Raw genomic sequence first — 23,650 nt, forward strand, 5'->3', positions numbered from 1 at the left:
TAGTATCGGCTGGCCACATATATTGGCGGCGGAATCCGGTTTTATTTCAGATATTGGGAGCGGAACCATGGCCACTGCCGCCGACAGGTCGGAATTGCTGGCGCTGACGGTCGAGATCGTCGCCGCCCATGTCTCGAACAACAAGACCGAGTCGGCCGAGCTGCCGGCCCTGATACGCCAGGTCTACGCCACGCTGGCCGGCATCGGCGCTGCGGGTGCAGCGGTGGTGCAATCCTCCGGCGTCGGAGAGAAACCGCAGCCGGCCATCGCTGTGAAGAAGTCGGTCACACCCGACTATCTCGTCTGCCTGGAAGACGGCAAGAAGCTGAAGATGCTCAAGCGCCATCTGATGAGCCACTACAAGATGACGCCGGAACAATATCGCGAACGTTGGGGCCTGCCGCCGGATTATCCGATGGTTGCGCCGAATTATGCTCTGCATCGCCAGGCGCTGGCCAAGAAGATCGGCCTGGGCAAGGGCCGCCGCCGGCGTTGACGGCATTGGATTTTCCGGGCCGAAAGGCTTATTGGAAGAACGGCCCATTTTGGGGTCGCAGGACCGGAGCGACGCGTTTCATCCCCGGATGGGACGTGCTAGAAATAGCGGGTCGCTCCGACAGGGATAAAACAGCATAAAAGGGCAGCCGGCAGATGAGCAGCCGTCTCGAACAACTCTGCGAACAACTGGGCATGCGGATGACCGATCAGCGCCGGGTGATAGCCCGTGTGCTGAGCGCCTCCGACGATCATCCCGATGTAGAGGAGTTGCACCGCCGCTCGGTGGCGGTCGATCCGCGCATCTCGATTGCCACGGTCTATCGCACGGTCCGCATGTTCGAGGAAAACGGCATCCTCAGCCGCCTCGATCTGGGCGACGGCCGCGCCCGCTACGAGGAAATGCCCGAATCGCACCACGATCACCTGATCGACACGCGCTCGGGCAAGATCATCGAATTCAATGACCCGGAACTCGAGGCGCTGCAGGAAAAGATCGCTGCGCGCCTGGGCTACAAGCTGGTCGACCACCGGCTTGAGTTGTTCGGCGTGCCGCTCGATGACAAGGGTGCCGGCAAGAAGGGCAAAAGCGGTCACTAGCCGCTCGTTAGCATGACCTTCATGTCAACATGACCTTTATGACCGTCAGGGCCATTCTGACGCTCGCCGTCTTCCTTGTGTGGACGGTGCTGCTGATCCCCGTCCAGTTTCTGCTGATCAAGACCGGCAGCCCGCTGATGCGCAGCCTGCCGCATGTTTATCATCGCAGCGTCGCCTGGCTTCTGCGCGTGAAGGTCCGGCGTGTGGGCCATGCGCCGGCGGCGGCGCCCACGTTGTTCGTGTCCAATCATATTTCCTGGCTCGATATCGTCGTGTTGTCGGCCGTGCTGCCGGCCAGCTTCATCGCCAAGCAGGAAGTCGGCACCTGGCCGTTCTTCGGCACGCTGGCGCGGTTGCAGCGCACCGTGTTCGTCGAACGCGAGAACCGTCGCCGCACCGCCGAACACCGCGACGAGATGCGCGAACGGCTGGAACATGGCGACAACCTCATCCTGTTCCCCGAAGGCACGTCCTCCGACGGCCTGCGCATCCACAGTTTCAAATCCGCCTTCTTCGCCGCCGCCGAACATCCGGTGCAGGGGCGCATGCTGAATGTGCAGCCGGTCAGCCTCGGTTACGCCAAGCTCAATCACATGCCGGTCGGGCGGCGCTGGATGCGCATCTTCGCCTGGGTCGGCGACGAGGATCTGGTGCCGCATCTGTGGCGCTTCCTCAAGGCGGGCCCCTGCGAGGCGGTGGTCGAACTGCACCAGCCGGTGACCATGGAGGATTTCGCCTCGCGCAAGGGCATGGCGGCCTGGTGTCACCAGCGCGTGCTGGAGGGCCTCAGCGACATCAATGCCGGCCGCGAGGGGGGCGAGCGCAGCCTGCCCAAGCCGCACCACCATCATGTGCCCGGGCATGTGCTGGAGGCTCCACCGGCCCCCGTCGCCGACGGGGCCTGACCGGCCTTGATTCCGGGTGCCGCCGGCGCCACGTCCTTCCCAGTCTGCTCCCCGGCCTCGGTCCCGGGCCGCGAATCCGCCGGCCGCCGCCGCCGGTTTTGGCGATGATTGGCAAGAATTGGCGATAATTGTCGATCATTGGCGATTATTGGCGAGGATTGGCCGGGGCCTGGCCGCATGCCGGGCGCGCCCAGGCGTTGGCCGGTCATCCGTTGGCCGGATTAAACCATTGATTCTCTTGTGAAGAATCTGTGACGCCGCGCTTGCCGCCATGCCGTTCCGCTTGGCTTGGCGCCCCCGGGATGCTAGGTTGCAACAGTCGAAACATCGCAAGGAGCGTCTGGGGCCTCGTTAACAATCGACGATTCGCCCCGCTGAAACCCGGACTTGGCCAAGAAGCTGTTCATCAAGACCTACGGCTGCCAGATGAACGTCTACGACTCCGCCCGCATGGCGGACGTGCTGGCCCCGCTGGGATACGCCAAGACCGAGACGCCCGATGACGCCGACATGGTGATCATCAACACCTGCCATATCCGCGAGAAGGCTGCCGAGAAGGTCTTCTCGGAACTGGGCCACTGGCGCATCCGCAAGGCCGAGGCGCGCGAGCGCGGCGGCGACGTCACCATCGCCGTGGCCGGCTGCGTCGCCCAGGCCGAGGGCGAGGAAATCCATGCCCGCGCGCCTTTCGTCGACCTTGTGGTCGGGCCGCAGGCCTATCACCGTCTGCCCGAATTGCTGGCCAAAGCCGAACGCCACCGCGCGCTGGCGTCTGGCAAGGGCAGCGGCGTGCTGGATACCGAATTCCCGGTCGAATCGAAATTCGACCACCTGCCCGAACAGGTTGCCACGCCGCCCGGCCCGGTCGGTTTCCTGGCGATCCAGGAAGGCTGCGACAAGTTCTGCACCTTCTGCGTGGTGCCCTATACGCGCGGCGCCGAATATTCGCGCCCGGCCGCCGCCGTTATTGCCGAGGCCGAACGCCTGATCGATGCCGGTGCCATTGAGATCGCCCTGCTGGGCCAGAATGTGAATGCCTGGCATGGCGCAGGGCCTGATGGCGAGACATGGTCGCTCGGTCGCCTACTGCGCGAACTGAACGATCGCTTCGCCCGTCGCCATCCGAAATTGCGCTGGCGCTACACGACGTCGCATCCGCGCGAGATGGATGACGATCTGATTGCCGCCCATCGCGATGTATCCGGCCTGATGCCGTTCCTGCATCTGCCGATCCAGTCGGGATCGGATGCCATCCTGAAAGCGATGAACCGCGGCCACCGTGCCGAGGATTATCTGCGCATCGTCGAGAAACTGCGCGCGGCGCGGCCAGATATCGCGCTGACCTCCGATTTCATCACCGGTTTTCCCGGCGAGAGTGACCGCGATTTCGAGGCTACGCTGCAGCTGGTGCGCGATGTCGGCTTCGCGCAGGCCTATTCCTTCAAATACTCGCCGCGACCCGGCACACCGGGCAGCCTGATGCCGCAGCAGGTTTCCGATGCCGTCAGTACCGAGCGCCTCTATGCGCTGCAGGCCCTGCTGCAGGAACAGTCGGCTGCTTTCAACCGCGCCTGCGTGGGCCGCAGCATGGATGTGCTGGTCGAGCGCCCGGGCCGCCAGCCCGGCCAGCTGCTCGGCCGTTCGCCCTACATGCAGTCGGTGGTGCTGAACGATCCGACCGTGAAGATCGGCGACTTCGTCACCGTGACGGTCACCGACGGCCACGCCAATTCGCTGTTCGCCGCGATCGCCGGCGCCAGCCGCGAGGCGGCGTGACGCGGGCGCGGCACAAGGATTTGCTGGTAACCGAAAGGCTCAAGCCTGTGAGTGATCCGCGCGGTCCGGAAGCATCCGGTCAACCGACCATCCTCGATTTTGCCGACAACCGCCTGCTGGCGCTGCTGTTCGGCGAACATGACCGCCATCTGGCGCGTATCGAGGAGCGCTTGGGCGTGGCGGTGACGCCGCGCGGCAACCGGCTGATGATCAGCGGGCCGACCGAGGGCCAGGCGCAGGCCAGCCAGGTGCTGAACGAGCTTTACGGCCGTCTGGAAGACGGCCGGATGATCGAGATGGGCGATGTCGATGGCGCCATCCGCATGATCCAGGGAGGTCAGATGAACGCACCGGTGACGGCAAGATTGCGGGACAAGGCGGGTGACATGCCGCGCGAAGGCGAGAAGCTGCCCGATGGCTCGGTGCGCACCAAGAAGCGCATCATCCTGCCGCGCTCGGTGACGCAGAAGACCTATTTCGATGCTCTGCAGAAGCATGAACTGGTCTTCGGTCTCGGCCCCGCCGGCACCGGCAAGACCTACCTCGCCGTCGCCATGGCTGTCTCCATGCTACTGGAAGGCCGCGTCGACCGCATCATCCTCTCGCGGCCCGCGGTGGAAGCCGGCGAGCGGCTCGGCTTTCTGCCCGGCGACATGCGCGAAAAGATCGATCCCTATCTGCGTCCGCTTTACGACGCGCTTTACGACATGCTGCCGGCCGAGCGTGTCGCCAAGGGCCTGGAAAGCGGCGAGATCGAAGTGGCGCCGCTCGCCTTCATGCGCGGTCGCACGCTCTCCAACGCCTATGTCATCCTCGACGAGGCGCAGAATACCTCGCCGGTGCAGATGAAGATGCTGCTCACCCGCCTGGGCGAGAATTCGCGCCTGGCCGTCACCGGCGACCTGTCGCAGATCGACCTGCCCATCGGCGTGCCCTCGGGCCTGCGTCATGCACTCGACATCCTCGAGGGCGTCGAGGGCATTTCCTTCGTGCGCTTCGGCGAGGCCGATGTGGTGCGCCATCCGCTGGTCACCAAGATCGTGCGCGCCTATTCCCAGCACGAGCGGGAACTGGACCTGGCCCGGCCGGATGCCGCCGGCCGGCCGCGTCGCTGAGCCCGAGCCATGCCCGACGGTTCCAGTATCGACATCGATATCCGCGTTGCCGCCGCCGGCTGGCGCACGGCCCTGCCCGGCCCCGCCGCATTGGTGCGGCGTGCCGTGCGCGCCGCCCTGAAGGCCGAACTGCCGGTGAAGGCGGCCACCGGCCTGAGCATCCTGCTGACCGACGATGCCGAAATGCGCAAGCTGAATGCCGGCTGGCGCGCCAAGGACAAGCCAACCAACGTGCTGTCGTTTCCCGCCGATGCGGCGATCAATCCGGCCAGGCCGCCGGCCTATCTGGGTGATATCGCCCTGGGCCTGGCCACCTGCCGGCGCGAGGCGAGGGAACAGGGCAAAACGCTGGCCGACCATGTCGCACATCTGACCGTGCATGGCGTGCTGCATCTGCTTGGCTACGATCATATGGATGATGAAGAGGCGGCGGCGATGGAACCGCGCGAGGTGGAAATCCTCGCCGGGCTGAAGATCGCCGATCCCTATCAGCCGGCGCGCAAGGCGCCAGTGAAATCAAAGGCAGCGAAACCAAAAGCGGCAAGGAAAAAGGCCGCAGCGAAGACGACCGTGAAAAAGAAGAAGGCCGCGCCGGTTCGGGCCGGGAAGCCCAAGGCACGGAAGAAGAAGGCAGCATGAGCGAGTCCCGCGAAAACGGCGGCAATACCCTGTGGCAGCGTCTGCTGGCGCTCCTGCGCGGGCGCGGCGAGGAAAGTCTGCGCGACAGCATCGAGGAATTGCTGGAGGAGCACGCCGACGACACGACCACGCCGGAAGAAACCGCCGAGCGCGCCCTGCTGCGCAACGTGCTGGAAGTGGGCGAGATGCGGGTGGGCGAAATCCGCGTGCCGCGCACCGACATCATCGCCGTACCGGCCGATATCGATTTCGAGAAGCTGGTGAAGATGCTGGTCGATGCCGAGCATTCCCGCCTGCCGGTCTATCGCGAGACGCTGGATGACGTGATCGGCATGGTCCATGTGAAGGACGTGCTGCCCTATCTGGCCGGCCGCAGCGGCTTTGAGCTGGAAAAGGTGGTGCGCAAGCTGCTGGTTGTGCCGCCGTCGAAATCGGTGCTGCAGCTGCTGCGCGAGATGCGCGACACCCGCATCCACATGGCCATCATCGTTGATGAATATGGCGGTGTGGACGGTCTGGTCACCATTGAGGACCTGGTCGAGCAGATCGTCGGCGAGATCGACGACGAGCATGACGAGGCGGCGGGCGGCCTGCTGATCCAGCGTCCCGATGGCGTGCTGGAGGCTCATGGCCGCTGCCCCATCGAGGATCTGGAACACAAGCTCGGACGCCAGCTGCTCGACCCGGACAAGGACGAGGATGTCGATACCGTGGGCGGCCTGATCGTGTCGCATCTGGGCCGCGTGCCCCTGCGCGGCGAGCGGATCGAACACCCGGCCGGCCTTGCCATCGACGTGCTCGACGCCGATCCACGCCGCGTGAAACGCGTGCGTATCCGCCCGCTGCCGCAGCAATCCAACGCCGACGCCGCCTGACATGAATCGCCTGAGCGTGCTGATCGCCCGCTGGCAGGGCCTGGGCGGCTGGCGCCGTTATGGCGCCGCGCTGCTGCTTGGCGTGCTGCTTGCCGGCGCACAGGCGCCGCTTTATCTGTGGCCGCTTGGCCTGCTGGCGCTGGTGGCCATTTTCCTGCTGAGCGAAGGCAGTCATGGCCGGCAGGTTTTCTTCACGCTCTATGCCTTCGCCTACGGTTATTTCGTCGCCGGGCTGTACTGGATCGGCATCGCCTTCTTCGTCGATGCCGAACGCTTCGCCATCCTGCTGCCGCTGCCCGTGCTGGGCCTGCCTTTGCTGCTGGCGCTGTTTCCGGCCGGCGGCGCGTGGCTCGGGCGTCTGGCCGGTGGTCGCAGCATGGCATGGCGTTATCTGCTGCTGCCCTGCGGCTGGCTGATCGGCGAATGGCTGCGCTCTTTTGTGCTGACCGGCTTCCCCTGGAATCTGGTCGGCTATGTCTGGGCGGGCTGGCCGGCCACGATGCAGACGGCGGCCTGGATCGGTGCCCATGGCCTGGGCCTTGCCACCATGCTGGCCTGCGGCGGACTGGCGCTGACCATCGCGCCGCAGGTGTCGCGCCGGCTGCGCCTTGCCGCGCTGGCGCTGCCCTTCGGTTTTGCAGTGCTGCTCGGTGCCGGCGCCCTGCGGGTCTGGCAAGCGCCGTTCGAATCGATGCCGGGCATCCAACTGCGCCTGGTGCAGCCCAGCGTGGCGCAGACCCTGAAATGGCGCGACGATCTGCGGCAGAAACACCTGCAGGCACATATCGCGCTCAGCCTGCAGCCGTCCGCCGTGCCGCCCACGCATATCGTCTGGCCGGAGACGGCGATCCCCTATCTGCTGGATGAGGAAACCGCCCTGCGCGATGCGCTGTCGCGTCTGGCGCCCAGCGGCGGCGCGCTGATCACCGGCGCGCCCAGAAGAAGCTTCGACCAGAACCGCAGCCTGGTGCTCTACAACAGCATCTTCGCGCTCGGCCCCGATGGCGCGCTGGCGTCGCAATACGACAAGATCCATCTGGTGCCGTTCGGCGAATACCTGCCGTTCCGCAATCTGCTGCGACCGCTCGGCCTCGATGCCCTGGCCGTCGGCAGCATCGATTTTTCGCCCGGCGCCGGCGCGTCGTCGATGGCCATTCCCGGCCTGCCGCCGGCCCGCGCGCTGGTCTGCTATGAAGCCATCTTCCCGGCCGAGATCGCCGCGTCCGGCCCGCCCGCCCGCTGGCTGCTGAATCTCACCAATGATGCCTGGTTCGGCCGTTCATCCGGCCCCTATCAGCATCTGGCTGCTGCGCGTTTTCGAGCCATTGAACAGGGCCTGCCGCTGGTGCGCGCCGCCAACAATGGCATTAGCGCCATCGTCGATCCCTATGGCCGCATCATCGCCAGCCTCGGGCTGGATGCGGTGGGCGTGGTCGATGGCGCGCTGCCGGCGCCGCTGGAGCAGGCCACACTCTATGCGCGGCTGGGCGATTGGCCGGCCCTGGTCTTTGCCGGCTTGCTGATTCTTTTCGCGGGCGTGGTTAACCGTAGGCTGATTAATCATTGACCGGGCCGGCATGGGCCGCTTTATTCACCGGGCAGCCGCAGAAGCGGCACCCCATCGACGGCCGCTCCGGCCGGGTAGAAGCGTAAAGGACAGTCCAGTGCCGAAGAATTCGGTTGATGTGCATGTCGGAAACCGCCTGAAATTGCGTCGCGCGATGATCGGCATGAGCCAGGACCGGCTCGGCCAGCTCGTCGGCCTGACCTTCCAGCAGATCCAGAAATACGAAAAGGGCGCCAACCGCATCGGCGCCAGCCGGCTGTTCCAGTTCGCTACGATCCTGGACGTGCCGCCGGCCTATTTCTTCGAGGGCCTGGAGGGCCAGCCGGTCGAAGCGCGCAATGGCCGCCTGCTCGAACCGGTGGTGACGCCGGAAGGACAATTGCCGTCTTTCACCCGCGAGGATGTTGAATTGCTGCGGGCCTTCCATCTGCTGCGCCAGCCGAGCCTGCGACGCCGGATCATCGACCTGGTGCGCGCCATGAGCGGCCAGGAATTGGCAGAAGATGTCGATCCTGCCCCACTAAGGGCCCTCCATTCCGCCTGATTTCGGCCATTACGCTTGACCCCCGGGCCAGCGTCTGCGAAATAACCGGACTTTCGCACTTTTCCCAATCCCGGCGTACGCCAAGCGCCGGTGCGGGGCGGAGCAGCCTGGGCCGATTGGCGCGGTCGTTTGAGGAGACAACACCGTGGCGCGTTCTTCTTACCTGTTCACCAGCGAATCGGTTTCCGAGGGCCATCCCGACAAGGTCTGCGACCGGATTTCTGACTCGGTTCTCGACCTCTTCCTGAAGGAAGATCCTTATGCCCGCGTGGCCTGCGAGACGCTGACCACCACCAACCGCATCGTGCTGGCCGGCGAAGTCCGCGGCCCGAAAAGCCTGGTGTCGAAGTCCGGCGCGGTGAACAAGAAGAAGATCGAGGAAGTCGCCCGCGCCGCCGTGAAGGATATCGGCTACGAGCAGAAGGGCTTCCACTGGAAGACCGCCAAGGTTGACGTGCTGCTGCACGGCCAGTCGGCCGACATCGCCGTGGGCGTCGATGCCGCCGGCAACAAGGACGAGGGCGCCGGCGACCAGGGCATCATGTTCGGCTACGCCTGCGACGAGACGCCGGAGCTGATGCCGGCCCCGATCCAGCTGTCGCATAACATCCTCAAGCTGCTGGCCGATGCGCGCCACAGCGGCAAGGAGCCGCTGCTGGGCCCGGATGCCAAGAGCCAGGTCACGCTGCTCTACAAGAACGGCAAGCCGACCGGCGCCACCGCCGTCGTCGTTTCCACCCAGCATGCCGCCAAGGACAAGAAGGGCCGCCAGCTCGAGTCCGGCGATATCAAGCGCATCGTGCGCCCCTATGTGCTGAAGGCCCTGCCGAAGGGCTGGATGTGCGATGACGAGCATTTCTACGTCAACCCTACCGGCCGTTTCGTCATCGGCGGCCCGGACGGCGATGCCGGCCTGACCGGCCGCAAGATCATCGTCGACACCTACGGCGGCGCGGCCCCCCATGGCGGCGGCGCCTTCTCGGGCAAGGATCCGACCAAGGTTGATCGCTCGGCCGCCTATGCCGCGCGCTACCTGGCCAAGAACGTGGTGGCCGCCGGTCTGGCCGGCCGCTGCCTGATCCAGCTGTCCTATGCCATCGGCGTGGCGCATCCGCTGTCGGTTTATGTCGACACCTTCGGCACCGGCAAGGCGGACGAGAACAAGATCGCCAAGGTGCTGCAGGAACTGATGAGCCTCAGCCCGCGCGGCATCCGCGAGCATCTCAAGCTCAACCGCCCGATCTACGCCCGCACCGCCGCCTACGGCCATTTCGGCCGCAAGCCGGAAAAGGACGGCGGCTTCTCGTGGGAGAAGACGGATCTGGTCAAGGACCTGAAGTCGGCCTTCAACGTCCGCTAAACGTGTCTGAAGACGAGTCCGCGGCCGCGCCGCGACGCCTGATCTACGGGCGTCGGCGCGGCCGCAAACTTTCTCCCACCCGCGAAGGCCGCTTCGGCGAATGGCTGCCGCGTGTGTCCTTCACCCTGCCCGCGCCGGGCGTAACGCTCGATCCGGCCACGTTGTTCGCCAGTCCGAAGCAGGCCTACTGGGTCGAGGTCGGCTTCGGCGATGGCGGGCATATGTTCGACCTCTCCGAACGCCATCCCGAGATCGGCTTCATCGGCATCGAGCCTTACGAACATGGCGTCGCCAAGCTGGTGATGCGCATCGCCGAACGCCATGAGCGCGGCGATCATAGGGATAACATCCGCATCCTCACCGACGATGCCCGGCTGCTGCTCAAGGCGCTGCCCGACAAGGCGGTGCAGCGCGGCTTCACGCTGTTTCCCGATCCCTGGCCGAAGAAGCGGCACCAGTGGCGCCGCATCGTGAATGCCGACACGCTGGCCGAATGGGCGCGGCTGATCCCTGCGGGCGGCGAGTTGCGCGTCGCCACCGACGTGCCGGATTACCAGCGCTGGATGCTGCGCCATATCCTGGCCGAGCCGCGGTTCGAATGGCTGGCCGAGGGCAGCGCCGACTGGCTGCAACGGCCCGATGACTGGCCGGCCAGCAAATACGAGCAGAAAGCCATCGCCGCCGGGCGGACTCCGCACTACTATCGATTGCGCCGGCTCTGACCGGTCGATCCTTGCGGGGGAGGGCGGATGCCGTTCCGGCTGGGTGCTGCGGCGACGATGGCAAGCATCCTCGCCACACTGGTCCTGATGGTTGTGAAGGCGGTGGTGGCGCCGCCGGATACCCCCGATATTGCCGGCCGCGAAGCCTTTCTGCTGCAGCACGCGGTGACCGGACTGGTCGCCGGCCTGGCCCTGCAGATGGTGTTCCGCCGCCTGGGCGTGCCCGGCTATCCCGGCGGGCTGGCCTGGGGGCTGGGCGGCTATCTGGCCGTGGTGCTGATGCCCTGGATGATCCTGCCGCTCGAACTGCCCGGGGCCTGGCCACGCGATGCCGTCGGCCTGCTGATCTGGCTGTTCACCGTGATCTGCACGGCCGCCGGCCTGTTCCTGCTCTGGTCGGGCCGTTCTTTGCAGATGTCGGGCCGCTCGGCCCTGCTGCTGGGGGCCGGGCTGCTGGTGCTGCCGCTGCTGGTGGTTTCAACCCTGCCGGAATGGACGGCCCTGCCGACCGACGCCGCCGATCCCCTGGCCGGCCTGAATCCCGGGCTGAGTTTCGAACCCGGCGCCACCGACGGGGCGCTGGGGGTGGAACTCGGCCTGGCGCTCGACCTGCTGTTCTGGCTGCTGCTGGGGGCTTTTTCGGTCCTGGCGACCCGGCGGGTGGTCCTGCGCCAGGGCTGAGCCTACACTGGGCCGGAGGGGTCGCCGCGGCCTGAAAAGGCCTTGCATTGGCGGAATTTGCCGCTATAACAGCCTCCGACATTGCTGGCCTGGTCCATGGTCGGATCGGGAAATTGGATATGGGCCGGCCGGCCCATTTTTTGTTTGTGCCGCAGGGACTTAGCGGTCCACCGGCAGAACGGGGCCGGCAGGTTCCAGACCCTCGGATTGAAGGACGACAGCGCACGCATGGATGCGGCGACCCGGATTGCGGACATGATCGCGCCCACCCTGGAGGCCATGGGCTTCCAGCTGGTGCGCGTCAAGCTGCTTGGCGCCCAGCGCCCGGTGCTGCAGATCATGTTCGAGCGCGACACCGGCGGCGCCCCGCATGACGGCGGCATCACGGTGGAAGATTGCGCCGAGGTCAGCCGCGCGGTCAGCGCGCTGCTGGACGTGGAGGATCCGATCAGCGGCGCCTACCGGCTGGAGGTTTCTTCGCCGGGCCTGGATCGTCCGCTGACAAGGCTGGCCGATTTCGAACGCTTCAAGAGCTTCGAGGCCAAGATCGAGCTGGCCCGGCCGCTGGACGGCCGCAAGCGTTTCCGTGGGCGGCTCAAAGGCCTGCGCGGCGATGCCGTGCTGCTGGCCGACGAGGAGTCGGGCGCGGAGACGCCGCTGCCGGTGGCCGAGATCGCCAATGCCAAGCTGGTCGTCACCGACGACCTGATTGCCGCCGCGCTGGCGGGGCGGCAGGACGCCGCGCAGCAGGGCGCAGCTGAGTAAGAGTTCAGACAGGGATTTGTACGGGTAAGGTCCGAGGAACAGGAACAATGGAAACGGTGACCAGTTTCAACCGGCTCGAGCTGCTTCAGGTGGCCGACGCCGTGGCCCGCGAGAAGGCCATCGAGCGCGACGTCGTCCTGATGGCGATGGAAGACGCGATCCAGAAGGCCGCTCGCTCGCGTTATGGCCTGGAGAACGACATCCATGCCGAGATCGACCGCAAGACCGGCGAGATCCGCCTGGAGCGGCATCTGCAGGTGGTCGACAAGATCGAGAACGACGCCGTCGAGATCGGCGTGATCGAGGCGCAGCGCCGTAACCCCGACGCCCAGGTGGGCGACGTGATTGCCGAGCCGCTGCCGCCGATCGATTTCGGCCGCATCGCCGCGCAGACCGCCAAGCAGGTGATCGTGCAGAAGGTGCGCGAGGCCGAGCGTGAGCGGCAGTACAACGAATACAAGGACCGCATCGGCGAGATCGTGAACGGTCTGGTCAAGCGCGTGGAATACGGTAACGTCACCATCGATCTGGGCCGCGCCGAAGCGATCCTGCGTCGCGACGAGCTGCTGCCGCGCGAGACCTTCCGCCAGGGCGACCGCGCGCGTGCCTATATCTACGACGTGCGCCGCGAGCCGCGCGGGCCGCAGATTTTCCTGTCGCGCTCGCATCCGCAGTTCATGGCCAAGCTGTTTGCCCAGGAAGTGCCGGAAGTCTATGACGGTATCATCGAGATCCGCGCCGTGGCGCGCGATCCGGGCAGCCGCGCCAAGATCGCCGTGCTGTCCAACGACAACTCGATCGATCCGGTCGGCGCCTGCGTCGGCATGCGCGGCAGCCGCGTGCAGGCCGTGGTGAACGAGTTGCAGGGCGAGAAGATCGACATCATCAAGTGGTCGCCCGATCCGGCAACCTTCATCGTCAACGCGCTGGCCCCGGCCGAAGTGGCCAAGGTGGTGCTGGACGAAGAGGCCAATGCCGTGGAAGTCGTGGTGCCGACCGACCAGCTGTCGCTGGCCATCGGCCGCCGCGGCCAGAATGTGCGACTGGCCTCGCAGCTCACCGGCTACGACATCGACATCCTGACCGAGGAAGAAGAGAGCGAGCGCCGCCAGAAGGAATTCCGCGAGCGCAGCCAGCTCTTCATCGACTCGCTGGATGTCGATGAGACGCTGGCCCAGCTGCTGGTCACCGAAGGCTTCACCAAGGTCGAGGAACTCGCCTATCTGCCGGTCGAGGAACTGGCCGAGATCGAGGGCTTCGACGGCGATATCGCCAACGAGCTGCACGAGCGGGCGCTGGAATTCATCGAGAAGCGCAATTCCGAATTCGAGGAAAAGCGCAGGGCGCTGGGCGTCAGCGACGAGGTGGCCGGAATCGAGGGGCTGACGCCCGCGATGCTGGTCGCGCTCGGCGAGAAGGGCGTCAAGACGCTGGACGATCTGGGCGATCTGGCCGGCGACGAATTGCAGGAAATCGTCGGCGAGGGCCTGTCGAACGAGGATGCGAACGCCATCATCATGGCGGCGCGTCAGCACTGGTTCGAGGGCGAGGAGGAAGGTGCCGGCCAGGCGGATGCCTGACGGCCAGTCGGGTCGGCGGCGCCGCTGTCTTCTCAGCGGTGTGCGGACCACGCCGGACCGGTTGCTGCGGTTCGCCGTCGATGCGGCGGGCGCGGTAGTGCCGGACCCGGCGCATCGGTTTCCCGGTCGCGGCCTCTGGCTGGCGCCGGCGCCCGATGCGGTGGCGGCGGCCATGGCCAAGGGCGTGTTTGCCCGCGGCGCGAAACGCAGGCTGCAGGTGCCGGATGATCTGGCGGCCCGCAGCGTGAAGGCCTGGACGGCGCATGTCGCCGGGCAGGTCGAAAAAGCCCGGCGTGCCGGGCTGGTGCTGGCCGATGGGGCCGCCGGGGCAGGTAGCGAGGCGCTGCTTGCCGATGCGGGCCCGCTCGGCTTCGGACGGCTGGCGCTGAAGCGCACGCCGTTCACCGGCCGCCTGGCGGCCGATCTGGCATTGCTCGCCAGGCTGGTCGGCGCCGGAATTTAGGCGGTTGACGGGCCGGGTGGAGGGTGCCATCACCCGGGGCACGCCTTGGATCGGCGTGGCGCGGGACATGAGTTTGGTGCATCGGACCGATGCGGAAGAGTTTTGAGCGGTAGGCGGAAGCGGACTGTATGAGCGACGTGAACGAGCAGGACAAGGACAAGGCGGCGGCACGGCCCAAGCGGCTGGAGCTGAAGAAAACCGTCGAGACCGGCCAGGTACGCCAGAGCTTCAGCCATGGCAGGACCAAGGCGGTGACGGTGGAGGTGCGCAAGAAGCGCACCATCGTGCCGCCGGGTGCCGCTGCCGCCAAAGCCGACGCCGCGCCGCCGGCCGCCCCGACGGCGCCGGCCGCTCCTGCTGCCGCGCCGAAGGCTGCTGCGCCGAAGACGGCCGCGCCCAGCGTGCATGTGCCGTCCCTGACCGAGAAATTCGCCGAGCATGATGCGGCCAAGGCCGCGAAGGCGGCCGAAGAGGCCGCCGTCCGTGCTGCCGAGGCTGCGAAGGCGGCCCCCGCGCGACCGGCCGAGCCGGCGCCGGCTGCGGAACCCGAAAGCAAGACCGCCCCGTCGGCGGCGCCGCGCAGCGGCCCGCGCATGACCGCGCAGCCGACCGGCGATGTGCGCCCTGGGCGGGAGCGTGAACGCGAGCGCGGTACTGCCCAGCGTCCGCAGCGTCCGACCGGCATGGTGCTCAAGCCCATGTCGGATGAGGAACGCCAGGCGCGCGGCCGCGTCAATGAAGACGAGCGCCGCAAATATGCCGAGATGCGCCGCGTGGCCGAAGAGGACATGCGCCGCCGTCAGGAAGAGCTTTCCCGCGTCCACGCCGAACGCGAGGCGGCCCTGCGCCGCCAGGCCGACGAGGATGCCCGCAAGAAAGCCGAAGACGATGCGCGCAAGAAGGCCGAGGCCGAGGCAGCCCGCCGCCTGAACGCGCCGGAAACCACTGGTACCGAAGCCGCACCGGGTGTCGCTGCGGTTCCCGGCCGGGCCGTGGTGGATGACGAGGACGAGGCGGGCGGCAAGCGCCGTGGCGCCGGCGCCAAGGCCGCGCCGGCCAAGGCCGCGCCCAGCCGCGGTCGCGATGGCGCCGAACGCCGCGCCGGCAAGCTCAGCGTGACCAAGGCGCTGGACGACAACGAGCGTGTCCGCTCGGTGGCATCCTTCCGCCGCCGCATCGAGCGTGAAAAGCGCGCCATGCATCAGGGCACCGCCGAGCAGCAGAAGATTCTGCGCGATGTGGTGATCCCCGAGACCATCACCGTGCAGGAACTGGCCAACCGTATGGCCGAGCGCGGTGTCGACGTCATCAAGGCCCTGATGAAGATGGGCGTGATGGCCACCATCAACCAGACCATCGATGCCGATACTGCCGAGCTGGTGGTGAGCGAATTCGGCCATCGCGTGCAGCGCGTGGCGGAATCCGACGTCGAGCTGGGCCTGGGCGGCGAGAAGGACGAAGAGGGCGCGCTGCTGCCGCGTCCGCCGGTTGTCACCGTCATGGGTCACGTCGACCACGGTAAGACCTCGCTGCTTGATGCCCTGCGCCAGACCGATGTGGTCAGCGGCGAGGCCGGCGGCATCACCCAGCATATCGGTGCCTACCAGGTGCATCTGAAGTCGGGCAAGGCGATCACCTTCCTCGACACGCCGGGCCACGAGGCTTTCACGCAGATGCGCGCCCGCGGCGCCAAGGTCACCGACATTGTCGTTCTGGTGGTTGCCGCCGACGACAGCGTGATGCCGCAGACGGTGGAAGCGATCCATCATGCCAAGGCGGCCGGCGTGCCGATCGTCGTGGCAATCAATAAATGCGACAAGCCGCAGGCCAATCCGCAGAAGGTGCGGCAGGAGCTGCTGAACCACGAGATCGTGGTCGAGCAGATGGGCGGCGACGTGCAGTCGATCGAGGTTTCGGCCAAGACCAGGAAGGGCCTCGATACCCTGGAAGAAGCTATCCTGCTGCAGGCGGAAATCCTCGATCTCAAGGCCAATCCCGACCGTCGCGCCGAAGGCGTGGTGGTGGAAGCCAAGCTGGAGCGCGGCCGCGGTTCGGTCGCCACCGTCCTGGTCCAGCGCGGCACACTGCATGTCGGCGATGTCTTCGTGGCGGGTTCGTCCTGGGGCCGCGTGCGCGCCCTGATCGACGATCACGGCAAGAACGCCGTGTCGGCCGGCCCGGCCGTGCCGGTCGAGGTGCTCGGCCTCCAGGGTACGCCGGAAGCCGGCGACGAGTTCGTCGTCGTCGACAACGAAGCACGTGCCCGCGAGGTGGCCGAGTTCCGCGAGCGCAAGCAGCGCGAGGCCAAGAGCGCCGTCTCGGCGCGCGGCACGCTGGAGCAGATGTTCTCCAAGATCAAGGCCGGCGAGCAGAAGGAGCTGCCGATCGTGGTCAAGACCGACGTGCAGGGTTCGCTGGAAGCGATCATCGGCGCGGCGCAGAAACTGGCCACCGAGGAAGTCAGCGTCCGCATCCTGCATGGCGCGGTCGGCGCGATCAGCGAATCCGACATCGCCCTGGCGGCGGCCTCGAAGGGCGCCATCATCGGCTTCAACGTGCGCGCCTCCAAGCAGGCGCGCGAAATGGCCGAGCGCGACGGCGTCGACATTCGCTACTACTCGATCATCTACAACGTGCTGGATGACCTGAAGGCCCTGCTGTCGGGTATGCTGGCGCCGTCGATCCGCGAGCGTTTCCTCGGCTATGCCGAGATCCGCGAGGTGTTCAACATCACCAAGGTCGGCAAGGTCGCGGGCTGCATGGTCACCGAGGGCCTGGTCAAGCGCGGCGCCAAGGTGCGCCTGCTGCGCGACAACGTGGTGATCCACGAAGGCGCGCTTTCGACCCTCAAGCGCTTCAAGGACGATGTCCGCGAGGTCAAGCAGGGCATGGATTGCGGCATGTCGTTCGAGAATTACGACGACATCAAGCAGGGCGACATGATCGAGTGTTTCGAACTCGAGAGCGTGGCGCGCGAGCTTTAAGCGCGCGCCACAGTTCGGCGGAGTGACAGGTCATGGCACAGCGCGGTAAAAGCGCCCATAGCGGCGCGCGCGGCGGTCGTTCCCAGGGTAGTCGTTCTTCCCAGGCCGATCTGCCCGGCGGCCGCAGCCAGCGGCAGCTCAGGGTCGGCGAGGAATTGCGCCATATCCTGAGCGATATCCTGCTGCGCGGCCATTTCCGCGATCCCGACCTGATCGACGGCGTTTCCGTCACCGTCACAGAGGTGCGGGTCAGTCCCGACCTGCGCAATGCCACGGCCTTCGTCATGCCGCTGGGTGGCGAGGATGCGACCAAGACCATCGCCGCGCTGAATCGTGCCCAGGCCTATATCCGCACCGAAGCGGCGCACCGCATCAACCTGCGGCTGGCGCCCAGCTTTTCCTTCAAGCTGGATGAAAGCTTCGACGAAGCCGCGCGTGTCGAGCGCGTGCTGCAGCATCCCGCCGTGCAGGCCGACCTGAAGAAGCCGGCCGACGACGAGACCGAGGAATGAAGCGGAAGGGCCGCCCGGTCCATGGCTGGGTGATCGTCGACAAGCCGCTTGGGCTGACCTCGACCCAGTGCCTGGCGAAGGTGCGCCGCCTGACCCAGGCGGCCAAGGCCGGCCATGGCGGTACCCTCGATCCTCTGGCCACTGGCATCCTCCCCATCGCGCTCGGCGAAGCGACCAAGACAGTCGCCTATGTCATGGGTTCGGGCAAAACCTACCGTTTCACCGTGCGCTGGGGCGAGGCCACCAGCACCGACGACGCCGAAGGACCGGTGATCGCGCGCTCGGACGAGCGGCCGGACCGGGCCGCCATCGAGGCTATGCTGCCCGGCTTCGTGGGCGAGATCATGCAGCGGCCGCCGGTCTATTCGGCCCTGAAGGTGGCCGGCGAGCGGGCCTATGACCTGGCCCGGGCCGGGCAGGCCCCGGATCTGGCCTCCCGGCCGATCCGGATCGACGCCCTGCGGCTGGCCGATGTTCCGGACCCGGATCATGCCGTATTCGAGGTGGATTGCGGCAAGGGGGCCTATGTACGGGCCCTAGCCCGGGATTTCGGCCAGGCTCTGGGCTGTTTCGGCCATGTGGTGGCCCTGCGGCGCACCCGGGTTGGCCGCTATGGCGAGGACCGGGCTTTTTCGCTGGATTCGCTGGAGGAACTGTGCCAAAAGGACGCCGCGCACGCGTATCTGCTGCCGGTTGAAACCGCGCTGGACGACATCCCGGCTCTGGTTGTGACCGGCCCCCAGGCCGACCGCCTCAGGCACGGCCAGTCGATCCGGATCGCGCTTGCGGCTCCCGGACTTCCGCCGGAAGGAGAATTGCTGGTGACAGCCGACGGCAAGGCCGTTGGGATAGCCGAGCGTCTCTCTGACGAGGTCAGGCCGCTGCGTTTGTTCAACCTATGATGTCGCGGAGTTAGTCACATGACCATCACTGCCGAGCGCAAAACCGCGCTGGTTTCCGAATTCGCCACCAAGAAGGGCGACACCGGTTCGCCGGACATCCAGGTGGCTCTGCTCACCGAGCGGATCAACAACCTCACCGAACACTTCAAGACCCACAAGAAAGACGTGCATTCGCGTCGTGGCCTGCTGATGATGGTCAGCAAGCGCCGCAGCCTGCTCGACTATCTGAAGCGCACCGATCCGGCGCGTTACGATGCGCTGATCCAGCGCCTGGGTCTGCGCAAGTAACGATATGGCCGCTGGCGCGATACAGACCGCAAGCGGCCGTATTCCGGACACGACATGCCACGCCCGCCAGCGGCAGTTCAGCCGCGGGCGGGCGTTGGTGTTTCATCGGTAGTCCGGACAGGCCGGCATTCGGGATGGGCCCGCAATGCCGGTTTGCCGAGGCCGGCTGAAGATCAGCCGCATCGGCCGGGCGGAAGGCGATGGGCGCCGTTCCGCCGGGCGCCGCCAGTCAGGGACTGCGGCGCTTCAGAAGGAAGAAGGTCAATATGTTCAATATCCACAAAACCGAATTGATGTGGGGCGGGCGCAAGCTCGTGATCGAAACCGGCAAGGTTGCCCGTCAGGCCGATGGCGCCGTGATGGTGACCTATGGCGACACCATCGTGCTGTGCACCGCGGTGGCCGCGAAATCGCCGAAACCGGGCGTGGACTTTTTCCCGCTCACCGTGAATTACCAGGAGAAGACCTTCGCTGCGGGCAAGATCCCCGGCGGCTTCTTCAAGCGCGAGGGCCGTCCGAGCGAGAAGGAGACCCTGGTCTCCCGCCTGATCGACCGCCCGATCCGTCCGCTGTTTGCCGAAGGTTTCCGCAACGAGACCCAGGTGGTCGCCACCGTGCTGTCGCATGACATGGAGAACGACCCCGATGTCGTCGCCATGGTCGGCGCCTCGGCCGCGCTCACCATCTCGGGCATCCCCTTCATGGGCCCGATCGGTGCCGCCCGTGTCGCCTACATCAACGGCGAATACGTGCTGAACCCGACCAAGTCGCAGATGAGCGATCCGAACAACAAGCTGGATCTGGTCGTCGCCGGCACCGCCGATGCCGTGCTGATGGTGGAATCCGAAGCCCAGCAGCTGCCGGAAGACGTCATGCTCGGCGCCGTGATGCATGGCCACAAGGGCTTCCAGCCCGTGATCGAAGCCATCATCGGCCTGGCCGAGCGTGCCGCCAAGGACGCCATGCCGCTCAGCGAGCGTACCGGTTACGAGGCCGCGCTGAAGAAGCTGGAGCAGTCCGGCATCGAGGCCGAGCTGCGCGTCGCCTATCAGGAGAAGGTCAAGCAGGCCCGCTACGCCAAGGTCGGCGAAGTGAAGGCCAAGGCCAAGGCGCTGTTCGCCGAGGGCGAGGCCAATCCGGTCGACGTTTCCGATGCCTTCAAGGACTTGGAAGCCAAGGTCGTGCGCTTCAACATCCTGGATACCGGCCTGCGCATCGATGGCCGCGACACCAAGACCGTGCGCCCGATCGTATCGGAAGTCGGCGTACTGCCGCGTGCCCACGGCGCGGCTTTGTTCACTCGCGGTGAGACCCAGGCGCTGGTGGTCACCACGCTGGGTACCGGCACGGATGAGCAGATCATCGACGCGCTGGACGGCGAATACCGCGAGTCGTTCATGCTGCACTACAACTTCCCGCCCTACTCGGTCGGCGAAGCCGGCCGTATGGGTTCGCCGGGTCGCCGCGAAATCGGTCACGGCAAGCTGGCCTGGCGCGCCGTGCGCCCGCTGCTGCCCAGCAAGGAAGAGTTCCCCTACACGATCCGCGTCGTGTCGGAGATCACCGAGTCGAACGGTTCCTCATCGATGGCCACCGTCTGCGGCAGCTCGCTGGCGCTGATGGATGCCGGCGTGCCGATGAAGGCGCCGGTGGCCGGTATCGCCATGGGCCTCATCCTCGAGGGTGAGCGCTATGCCGTGCTGTCGGATATCCTCGGCGACGAGGATCATCTCGGCGACATGGATTTCAAGGTGGCCGGCACCGAGCAGGGCGTCACCTCGCTGCAGATGGACATCAAGATCGCCGGCATCACCGAGGAGATCATGCGTGTCGCGCTGGATCAGGCCAAGCATGGCCGCATCCACATCCTGGGCGAAATGGCCAAGGCGATCTCGCAGAACCGCTCGGGCGTGAAGGAAAACGCGCCGCGCATCACCACCATGAGCGTGCCGAAGGACAAGATCCGCGAAGTGATCGGTTCGGGCGGCAAGGTGATCCGCGAGATCGTCGAGAAGACCGGCACCAAGATCGACATCGAGGACGATGGCACGATCAAGATCGCCTCCAGCGATCCAGCCGCCGCCGATACCGCCGTGCAGTGGATCAAGTCGATCGTCTCGGAACCCGAGGTCGGCATGATCTACAAGGGCAAGGTCGTGAAGATCGTCGATTTCGGCGCCTTCGTGAACTTCTTCGGCAGCCGCGATGGTCTCGTCCATGTCTCGGAAATGGCGTCCAAGCGCGTCAACAAGCCGAGCGATGTGGTGTCGGAAGGCCAGGAAGTGCGCGTCAAGGTGCTGGGCATCGACGAGCGCGGCAAGGTGCGCCTCTCGATGAAGGTGGTCGACCAGGCCACCGGCGAGGACCTGTCGAACAAGCCGAAGGCCGACGAGGGCGAGGCTGCCCAGGCCGAGTAATCCGACTCTTCCAGCCGGAGCGATGCGAAGGGCCGGGAGCGATCCCGGCCCTTTTCACGTTCAGCGGATTATCGCCACCGCGTTACGACGGCGCGGTCAGCGCCGCCAGCGGCGCGATGATGCGCTGGTAACGGCCATCGGCGCGCATGGCCCGGTAGGTGGCGCGCAGCCTTGCCACGGTGCTGGGCGGCAGGTTGGCCGAAGCGGCAATCCAGAAGGACAGCAGGGCGAAAGGCTCGCCCGAGCGCAGGTTGGCCGGGTTGAAATCCAGTTCCCGCCAGGTGGCTCGGCCCACGGCCTCCAGCGCAAACCAGCCATCGATCCGCCCGGCCTGCAGCAGGCGCGCGTTATCGTTTTCGCTGGCATTGGTTTCCATCCGGTCCAGCCCCAATGACTGCAGGATGAATTGCAACTCCGAGCCGCGCATGACCCCAATCACCGGCAGGGCGCGGGCGGCGTCGATGACATTCACTACCTCGGTTTCCCAACGTGTGAAAAACACTGCCCGGTCGGCGAACACCTCGCCGATCCACTGATAGCGTTTTTCCCGTTGCGGCGTGCGGAGCAGGGCGGGGTAAATCGTGTCGCCCTGATCCAGGGCGAGCACCGCACGCTGGAAGGGCAGGATGCGGACCGTGGGGTCGAGGCCGACGCTGGTGGCCAGGTGCTGGACGAGTTCCACGGCGGGGCCGGTGCCGACGCCGTCCTGATCGATGATGTAAGGTGGGCGCGCAGGCCCCACGATCTGCAGGGGGGTTACCTGCGGCTGGGTCTGGGCATGGGGCTGCCCGGCCGGCAGGCCGGCGAGGGCGATCAACATGATTGCGATGCCGCGCAACGGAATTCTCCTGCTGCTTGCCTTCTGCCGCATTGTCGCGGAAATCGAATTTTGTTGCGACTTACGATTCGATTACCCAGGGCGCACAACATTGCAGTGCAGTAAAATTGCCCCGTTCCCGATTCGCTTTTGGAAATTCTTGGAATTCCTTGGGTTTACCCATGCCGCCATTGCCTGATTCCTGCCGCTTTCCCCGGTCATCCTTATGACTATGACCATGCTGCCCGTCTTCAGCCCCAAGTGTTTCTGCCGGTGGGCCTGGCTTGCCCTGTTGCTGGCCGGCCTGGGAATGCCTGCGGTTGCGCAAACGGATTCCCCGGCCGGCGCCCCGGCGGAGCAGATGCCCGGCGAGACGGAGGATGTTGCAGCGGGTGCCACCATTGTGCGGGGCAGTTATACCGCAGGCGATGTCAGCACCGAATGGGAAGCCGCGCTGAAGGATGGCAAACCCGAGCGCATAGCCGAATGGCGCAGTTACGGTGATTTCGGCAATGCCAATGTGGTGTTCGGTTTCCATAACGGCGCTCTGATGCATTACGGTGAACACGGCCGTCGGCGCGGTGGCCAGGCCGGTTCCATGGATGGATTCCGGCGGATCGAACTGAACCTGTCTTTTTCCGATGGCCGTTTTCGCGACGGGTTCAAAACGGTGGACGGCATCGAGACCGAGCCCAGCCAGGCCGAAATCCGTGCTGCCCAATTGCAGGCCAATGCTGCCCTAGAGCGGTTGGCCGCTGCGCGTCCCGCCTGGCAGAGCGCCGGCCAGTCGACCAGCTTTTCGATCGCCTCGGTGCCCGAGCGCGGTCCGTCGGCGGAAGCGCGCAAGTTGGCCGGTGCTGGCGGCGAAATCGTATTCCGCTGCAGCGATACCCTGCATGTCGTGCTGGGTGCGGCGGAAGACCGTCTCGTGGTTGAAACCCGAGACCGGCTGCCGGTTACCTTGAGGCGCCAGCCGTCGGGCGCCCGTTACGATTATTTTGGCGCCGGATGGGGGGCTCAGCGCAGCGGGGAGGAAATCCGCCTGGAGGAAGCCAGCGGTCGTGCCTTCATCTGCCGCATTGTCTCGGCCGCGCCGCCGCCCTCGGCCCTGCCGCCTACAGCGCAGTAACTCACACGACGCCGGTCAACCCGGCTCGCGGTCGGTTACCTTGAACACGGCCGTCGCCTTGTTGGTAATCACCGGTTGGTCGGCCGGGCCGGTTTGCAACACGCAGTCCACCGTCACGAAGGCGCCCTCGCGGCGGATATCCGCCAGATGGCATTCCAGCCAGGCGCCCAGCGGCGCCGGCCGCTTGTATTCCATGCCGAGGCGGATGGTCCACATCGTGCCGATCTCGCGGCGCTGATGATGAACGAAGGCGGCCATGAAGGTATCCGCCAGCGTGGCCAGGAAACCACCATGGCCAGTGCCGTGGCGGTTGGCATGCTTGGGCCGCACATGCAGGCCATAGACGGGCGGCAGGCCCGGGCGCTCCAGAATGTAAACCTTGCCAAGCGTGCGGAAAAACGGCGAGACGGGCGGCAGGGTTTGGAAGCCGGCCGGCACCGGATGGGGTCTGGGTTTCATGCCCGTGTCATCGCCCATGCATCACGCGAAGGCAAGTCATGCAGGCTCTGCAGGG

23 protein-coding genes and 1 pseudogene are annotated in these 23,650 nt (G+C 66.1%); 22 read left to right on the top strand and 2 right to left on the bottom strand.

The window, feature by feature from the left end; genetic code table 11:
* Positions 1-67: 67 nt before the first annotated feature.
* The 20 genes and pseudogenes from ACK4FJ_RS08015 (at position 68) to pnp (ending at position 21,190) form a co-directional block, all read left to right on the top strand.
* On the top strand, positions 68-496 hold the full coding sequence (locus tag ACK4FJ_RS08015) for a MucR family transcriptional regulator (RefSeq protein WP_409765328.1): 429 nt from the start codon (positions 68-70) through the stop codon (positions 494-496).
* 155 nt (positions 497-651) lie between these two features.
* Positions 652-1,095 carry a Fur family transcriptional regulator gene (locus ACK4FJ_RS08020; RefSeq protein ID WP_409765329.1) on the top strand — a complete coding sequence of 148 codons (444 nt, stop codon included), beginning with the start codon at positions 652-654 and terminating at the stop codon, positions 1,093-1,095.
* A 29-nt stretch (positions 1,096-1,124) separates the two neighbouring features.
* The gene (locus ACK4FJ_RS08025) at positions 1,125-2,000 is read left to right on the top strand and encodes a lysophospholipid acyltransferase family protein (protein WP_409765330.1); all 876 of its coding nucleotides are present in this window, start codon (positions 1,125-1,127) and stop codon (positions 1,998-2,000) included.
* Positions 2,001-2,387: 387 nt separating this feature from the next.
* Positions 2,388-3,776 carry a tRNA (N6-isopentenyl adenosine(37)-C2)-methylthiotransferase MiaB gene (miaB, locus tag ACK4FJ_RS08030; RefSeq protein WP_409765331.1) on the top strand — a complete coding sequence of 463 codons (1,389 nt, stop codon included), beginning with the start codon at positions 2,388-2,390 and terminating at the stop codon, positions 3,774-3,776.
* Positions 3,777-3,823: 47 nt separating this feature from the next.
* Positions 3,824-4,891 carry a PhoH family protein gene (locus tag ACK4FJ_RS08035; RefSeq protein ID WP_409765332.1) on the top strand — a complete coding sequence of 356 codons (1,068 nt, stop codon included), beginning with the start codon at positions 3,824-3,826 and terminating at the stop codon, positions 4,889-4,891.
* 9 nt (positions 4,892-4,900) lie between these two features.
* Positions 4,901-5,380 (top strand): annotated as a pseudogene (gene ybeY / locus ACK4FJ_RS08040) (rRNA maturation RNase YbeY); the annotation flags it as partial.
* A gap of 146 nt (positions 5,381-5,526) precedes the next feature.
* Positions 5,527-6,405, top strand: a complete 879-nt coding sequence (locus ACK4FJ_RS08045; protein ID WP_409765333.1) for a hemolysin family protein — start codon at positions 5,527-5,529, stop codon at positions 6,403-6,405.
* A 1-nt stretch (position 6,406) separates the two neighbouring features.
* Positions 6,407-7,972 (top strand): apolipoprotein N-acyltransferase, encoded by a 1,566-nt coding sequence (lnt, locus tag ACK4FJ_RS08050; RefSeq protein ID WP_409765334.1) that lies wholly within the window; start codon positions 6,407-6,409, stop codon positions 7,970-7,972.
* Positions 7,973-8,069: 97 nt separating this feature from the next.
* Positions 8,070-8,516 carry a helix-turn-helix domain-containing protein gene (locus ACK4FJ_RS08055; protein ID WP_409765335.1) on the top strand — a complete coding sequence of 149 codons (447 nt, stop codon included), beginning with the start codon at positions 8,070-8,072 and terminating at the stop codon, positions 8,514-8,516.
* A 145-nt stretch (positions 8,517-8,661) separates the two neighbouring features.
* Positions 8,662-9,876, top strand: a complete 1,215-nt coding sequence (gene metK / locus ACK4FJ_RS08060) for a methionine adenosyltransferase (protein ID WP_409765336.1) — start codon at positions 8,662-8,664, stop codon at positions 9,874-9,876.
* A 2-nt stretch (positions 9,877-9,878) separates the two neighbouring features.
* Entirely contained in the window at positions 9,879-10,598 is a 720-nt protein-coding gene (gene trmB, locus ACK4FJ_RS08065; RefSeq protein ID WP_409765337.1) for a tRNA (guanosine(46)-N7)-methyltransferase TrmB, read from the top strand.
* Between the two features lie 27 nt (positions 10,599-10,625).
* A complete protein-coding gene (locus ACK4FJ_RS08070) occupies positions 10,626-11,279 on the top strand; it encodes a CbtA family protein (protein WP_409765338.1) in 654 nt (217 codons plus the stop codon).
* Positions 11,280-11,507: 228 nt separating this feature from the next.
* Complete coding sequence (gene rimP / locus ACK4FJ_RS08075; protein ID WP_409765530.1) at positions 11,508-12,044, top strand: ribosome maturation factor RimP; 537 nt, start codon at positions 11,508-11,510, stop codon at positions 12,042-12,044.
* Between the two features lie 47 nt (positions 12,045-12,091).
* Positions 12,092-13,624 carry a transcription termination factor NusA gene (gene nusA / locus ACK4FJ_RS08080; protein WP_409765339.1) on the top strand — a complete coding sequence of 511 codons (1,533 nt, stop codon included), beginning with the start codon at positions 12,092-12,094 and terminating at the stop codon, positions 13,622-13,624.
* A complete protein-coding gene (locus tag ACK4FJ_RS08085; RefSeq protein WP_409765340.1) occupies positions 13,617-14,087 on the top strand; it encodes a DUF448 domain-containing protein in 471 nt (156 codons plus the stop codon). The genes nusA and ACK4FJ_RS08085 overlap by 8 nt, the downstream gene beginning before the upstream one ends.
* A gap of 128 nt (positions 14,088-14,215) precedes the next feature.
* On the top strand, positions 14,216-17,071 hold the full coding sequence (gene infB / locus ACK4FJ_RS08090; protein WP_409765341.1) for a translation initiation factor IF-2: 2,856 nt from the start codon (positions 14,216-14,218) through the stop codon (positions 17,069-17,071).
* A gap of 32 nt (positions 17,072-17,103) precedes the next feature.
* Positions 17,104-17,583, top strand: a complete 480-nt coding sequence (rbfA, locus tag ACK4FJ_RS08095; RefSeq protein ID WP_409765342.1) for a 30S ribosome-binding factor RbfA — start codon at positions 17,104-17,106, stop codon at positions 17,581-17,583.
* Positions 17,580-18,485, top strand: a complete 906-nt coding sequence (truB, locus tag ACK4FJ_RS08100) for a tRNA pseudouridine(55) synthase TruB (RefSeq protein WP_409765343.1) — start codon at positions 17,580-17,582, stop codon at positions 18,483-18,485. Before rbfA ends, truB begins: the two co-directional genes overlap by 4 nt.
* An 18-nt stretch (positions 18,486-18,503) precedes the next feature.
* Positions 18,504-18,773, top strand: a complete 270-nt coding sequence (gene rpsO / locus ACK4FJ_RS08105) for a 30S ribosomal protein S15 (RefSeq protein WP_409765344.1) — start codon at positions 18,504-18,506, stop codon at positions 18,771-18,773.
* Positions 18,774-19,039: 266 nt separating this feature from the next.
* Complete coding sequence (gene pnp / locus ACK4FJ_RS08110; protein ID WP_409765345.1) at positions 19,040-21,190, top strand: polyribonucleotide nucleotidyltransferase; 2,151 nt, start codon at positions 19,040-19,042, stop codon at positions 21,188-21,190.
* 82 nt (positions 21,191-21,272) lie between these two features.
* On the opposite strand, the gene ACK4FJ_RS08115 is transcribed toward pnp, so the two are convergent.
* Positions 21,273-22,010, bottom strand: a complete 738-nt coding sequence (locus ACK4FJ_RS08115; protein WP_409765346.1) for a substrate-binding periplasmic protein — start codon at positions 22,008-22,010, stop codon at positions 21,273-21,275.
* Between ACK4FJ_RS08115 and ACK4FJ_RS08120 the strand changes: the two genes are divergently transcribed.
* Both ACK4FJ_RS08120 and ACK4FJ_RS08125 read left to right on the top strand, forming a co-directional pair.
* Positions 22,009-22,206: a hypothetical protein gene (locus ACK4FJ_RS08120; RefSeq protein ID WP_409765347.1), complete on the top strand. Its 198-nt coding sequence runs from the start codon at positions 22,009-22,011 to the stop codon at positions 22,204-22,206. The genes ACK4FJ_RS08115 and ACK4FJ_RS08120 overlap by 2 nt on opposite strands.
* A 162-nt stretch (positions 22,207-22,368) precedes the next feature.
* Positions 22,369-23,136, top strand: a complete 768-nt coding sequence (locus tag ACK4FJ_RS08125) for a hypothetical protein (RefSeq protein ID WP_409765348.1) — start codon at positions 22,369-22,371, stop codon at positions 23,134-23,136.
* Positions 23,137-23,151: 15 nt separating this feature from the next.
* On the opposite strand, the gene ACK4FJ_RS08130 is transcribed toward ACK4FJ_RS08125, so the two are convergent.
* Positions 23,152-23,595 carry a PaaI family thioesterase gene (locus ACK4FJ_RS08130; RefSeq protein ID WP_409765349.1) on the bottom strand — a complete coding sequence of 148 codons (444 nt, stop codon included), beginning with the start codon at positions 23,593-23,595 and terminating at the stop codon, positions 23,152-23,154.
* Positions 23,596-23,650 lie beyond the last annotated feature (55 nt).

Origin of the sequence: Ferrovibrio sp., assembly GCF_046297595.1 — a bacterium.
Classification (GTDB): Bacteria; Pseudomonadota; Alphaproteobacteria; order Ferrovibrionales; family Ferrovibrionaceae; genus Ferrovibrio.

Bases quoted from the DNA above. Each gene is read 5' to 3' on its own strand.
- ACK4FJ_RS08015 (WP_409765328.1), top strand. From the start codon at position 68: ATGGCCACTGCCGCCGACAGGTCGGAATTGCTGGCGCTGACGGTCGAG.
- rpsO (WP_409765344.1), top strand. From the start codon at position 18,504: ATGACCATCACTGCCGAGCGCAAAACCGCGCTGGTTTCCGAATTCGCC.
- truB (WP_409765343.1), top strand. From the start codon at position 17,580: ATGAAGCGGAAGGGCCGCCCGGTCCATGGCTGGGTGATCGTCGACAAG.
- ACK4FJ_RS08085 (WP_409765340.1), top strand. From the start codon at position 13,617: ATGCCTGACGGCCAGTCGGGTCGGCGGCGCCGCTGTCTTCTCAGCGGT.
- ACK4FJ_RS08115 (WP_409765346.1), bottom strand. From the start codon at position 22,010: ATGTTGATCGCCCTCGCCGGCCTGCCGGCCGGGCAGCCCCATGCCCAG.
- lnt (WP_409765334.1), top strand. From the start codon at position 6,407: ATGAATCGCCTGAGCGTGCTGATCGCCCGCTGGCAGGGCCTGGGCGGC.
- infB (WP_409765341.1), top strand. From the start codon at position 14,216: ATGAGCGACGTGAACGAGCAGGACAAGGACAAGGCGGCGGCACGGCCC.
- ACK4FJ_RS08020 (WP_409765329.1), top strand. From the start codon at position 652: ATGAGCAGCCGTCTCGAACAACTCTGCGAACAACTGGGCATGCGGATG.
- nusA (WP_409765339.1), top strand. From the start codon at position 12,092: ATGGAAACGGTGACCAGTTTCAACCGGCTCGAGCTGCTTCAGGTGGCC.
- ACK4FJ_RS08130 (WP_409765349.1), bottom strand. From the start codon at position 23,595: ATGAAACCCAGACCCCATCCGGTGCCGGCCGGCTTCCAAACCCTGCCG.
- ACK4FJ_RS08120 (WP_409765347.1), top strand. From the start codon at position 22,009: ATGATTGCGATGCCGCGCAACGGAATTCTCCTGCTGCTTGCCTTCTGC.
- ACK4FJ_RS08025 (WP_409765330.1), top strand. From the start codon at position 1,125: ATGACCTTTATGACCGTCAGGGCCATTCTGACGCTCGCCGTCTTCCTT.
- ACK4FJ_RS08125 (WP_409765348.1), top strand. From the start codon at position 22,369: ATGCCCGGCGAGACGGAGGATGTTGCAGCGGGTGCCACCATTGTGCGG.
- rbfA (WP_409765342.1), top strand. From the start codon at position 17,104: ATGGCACAGCGCGGTAAAAGCGCCCATAGCGGCGCGCGCGGCGGTCGT.
- ACK4FJ_RS08045 (WP_409765333.1), top strand. From the start codon at position 5,527: ATGAGCGAGTCCCGCGAAAACGGCGGCAATACCCTGTGGCAGCGTCTG.
- ACK4FJ_RS08070 (WP_409765338.1), top strand. From the start codon at position 10,626: ATGCCGTTCCGGCTGGGTGCTGCGGCGACGATGGCAAGCATCCTCGCC.
- pnp (WP_409765345.1), top strand. From the start codon at position 19,040: ATGTTCAATATCCACAAAACCGAATTGATGTGGGGCGGGCGCAAGCTC.
- rimP (WP_409765530.1), top strand. From the start codon at position 11,508: ATGGATGCGGCGACCCGGATTGCGGACATGATCGCGCCCACCCTGGAG.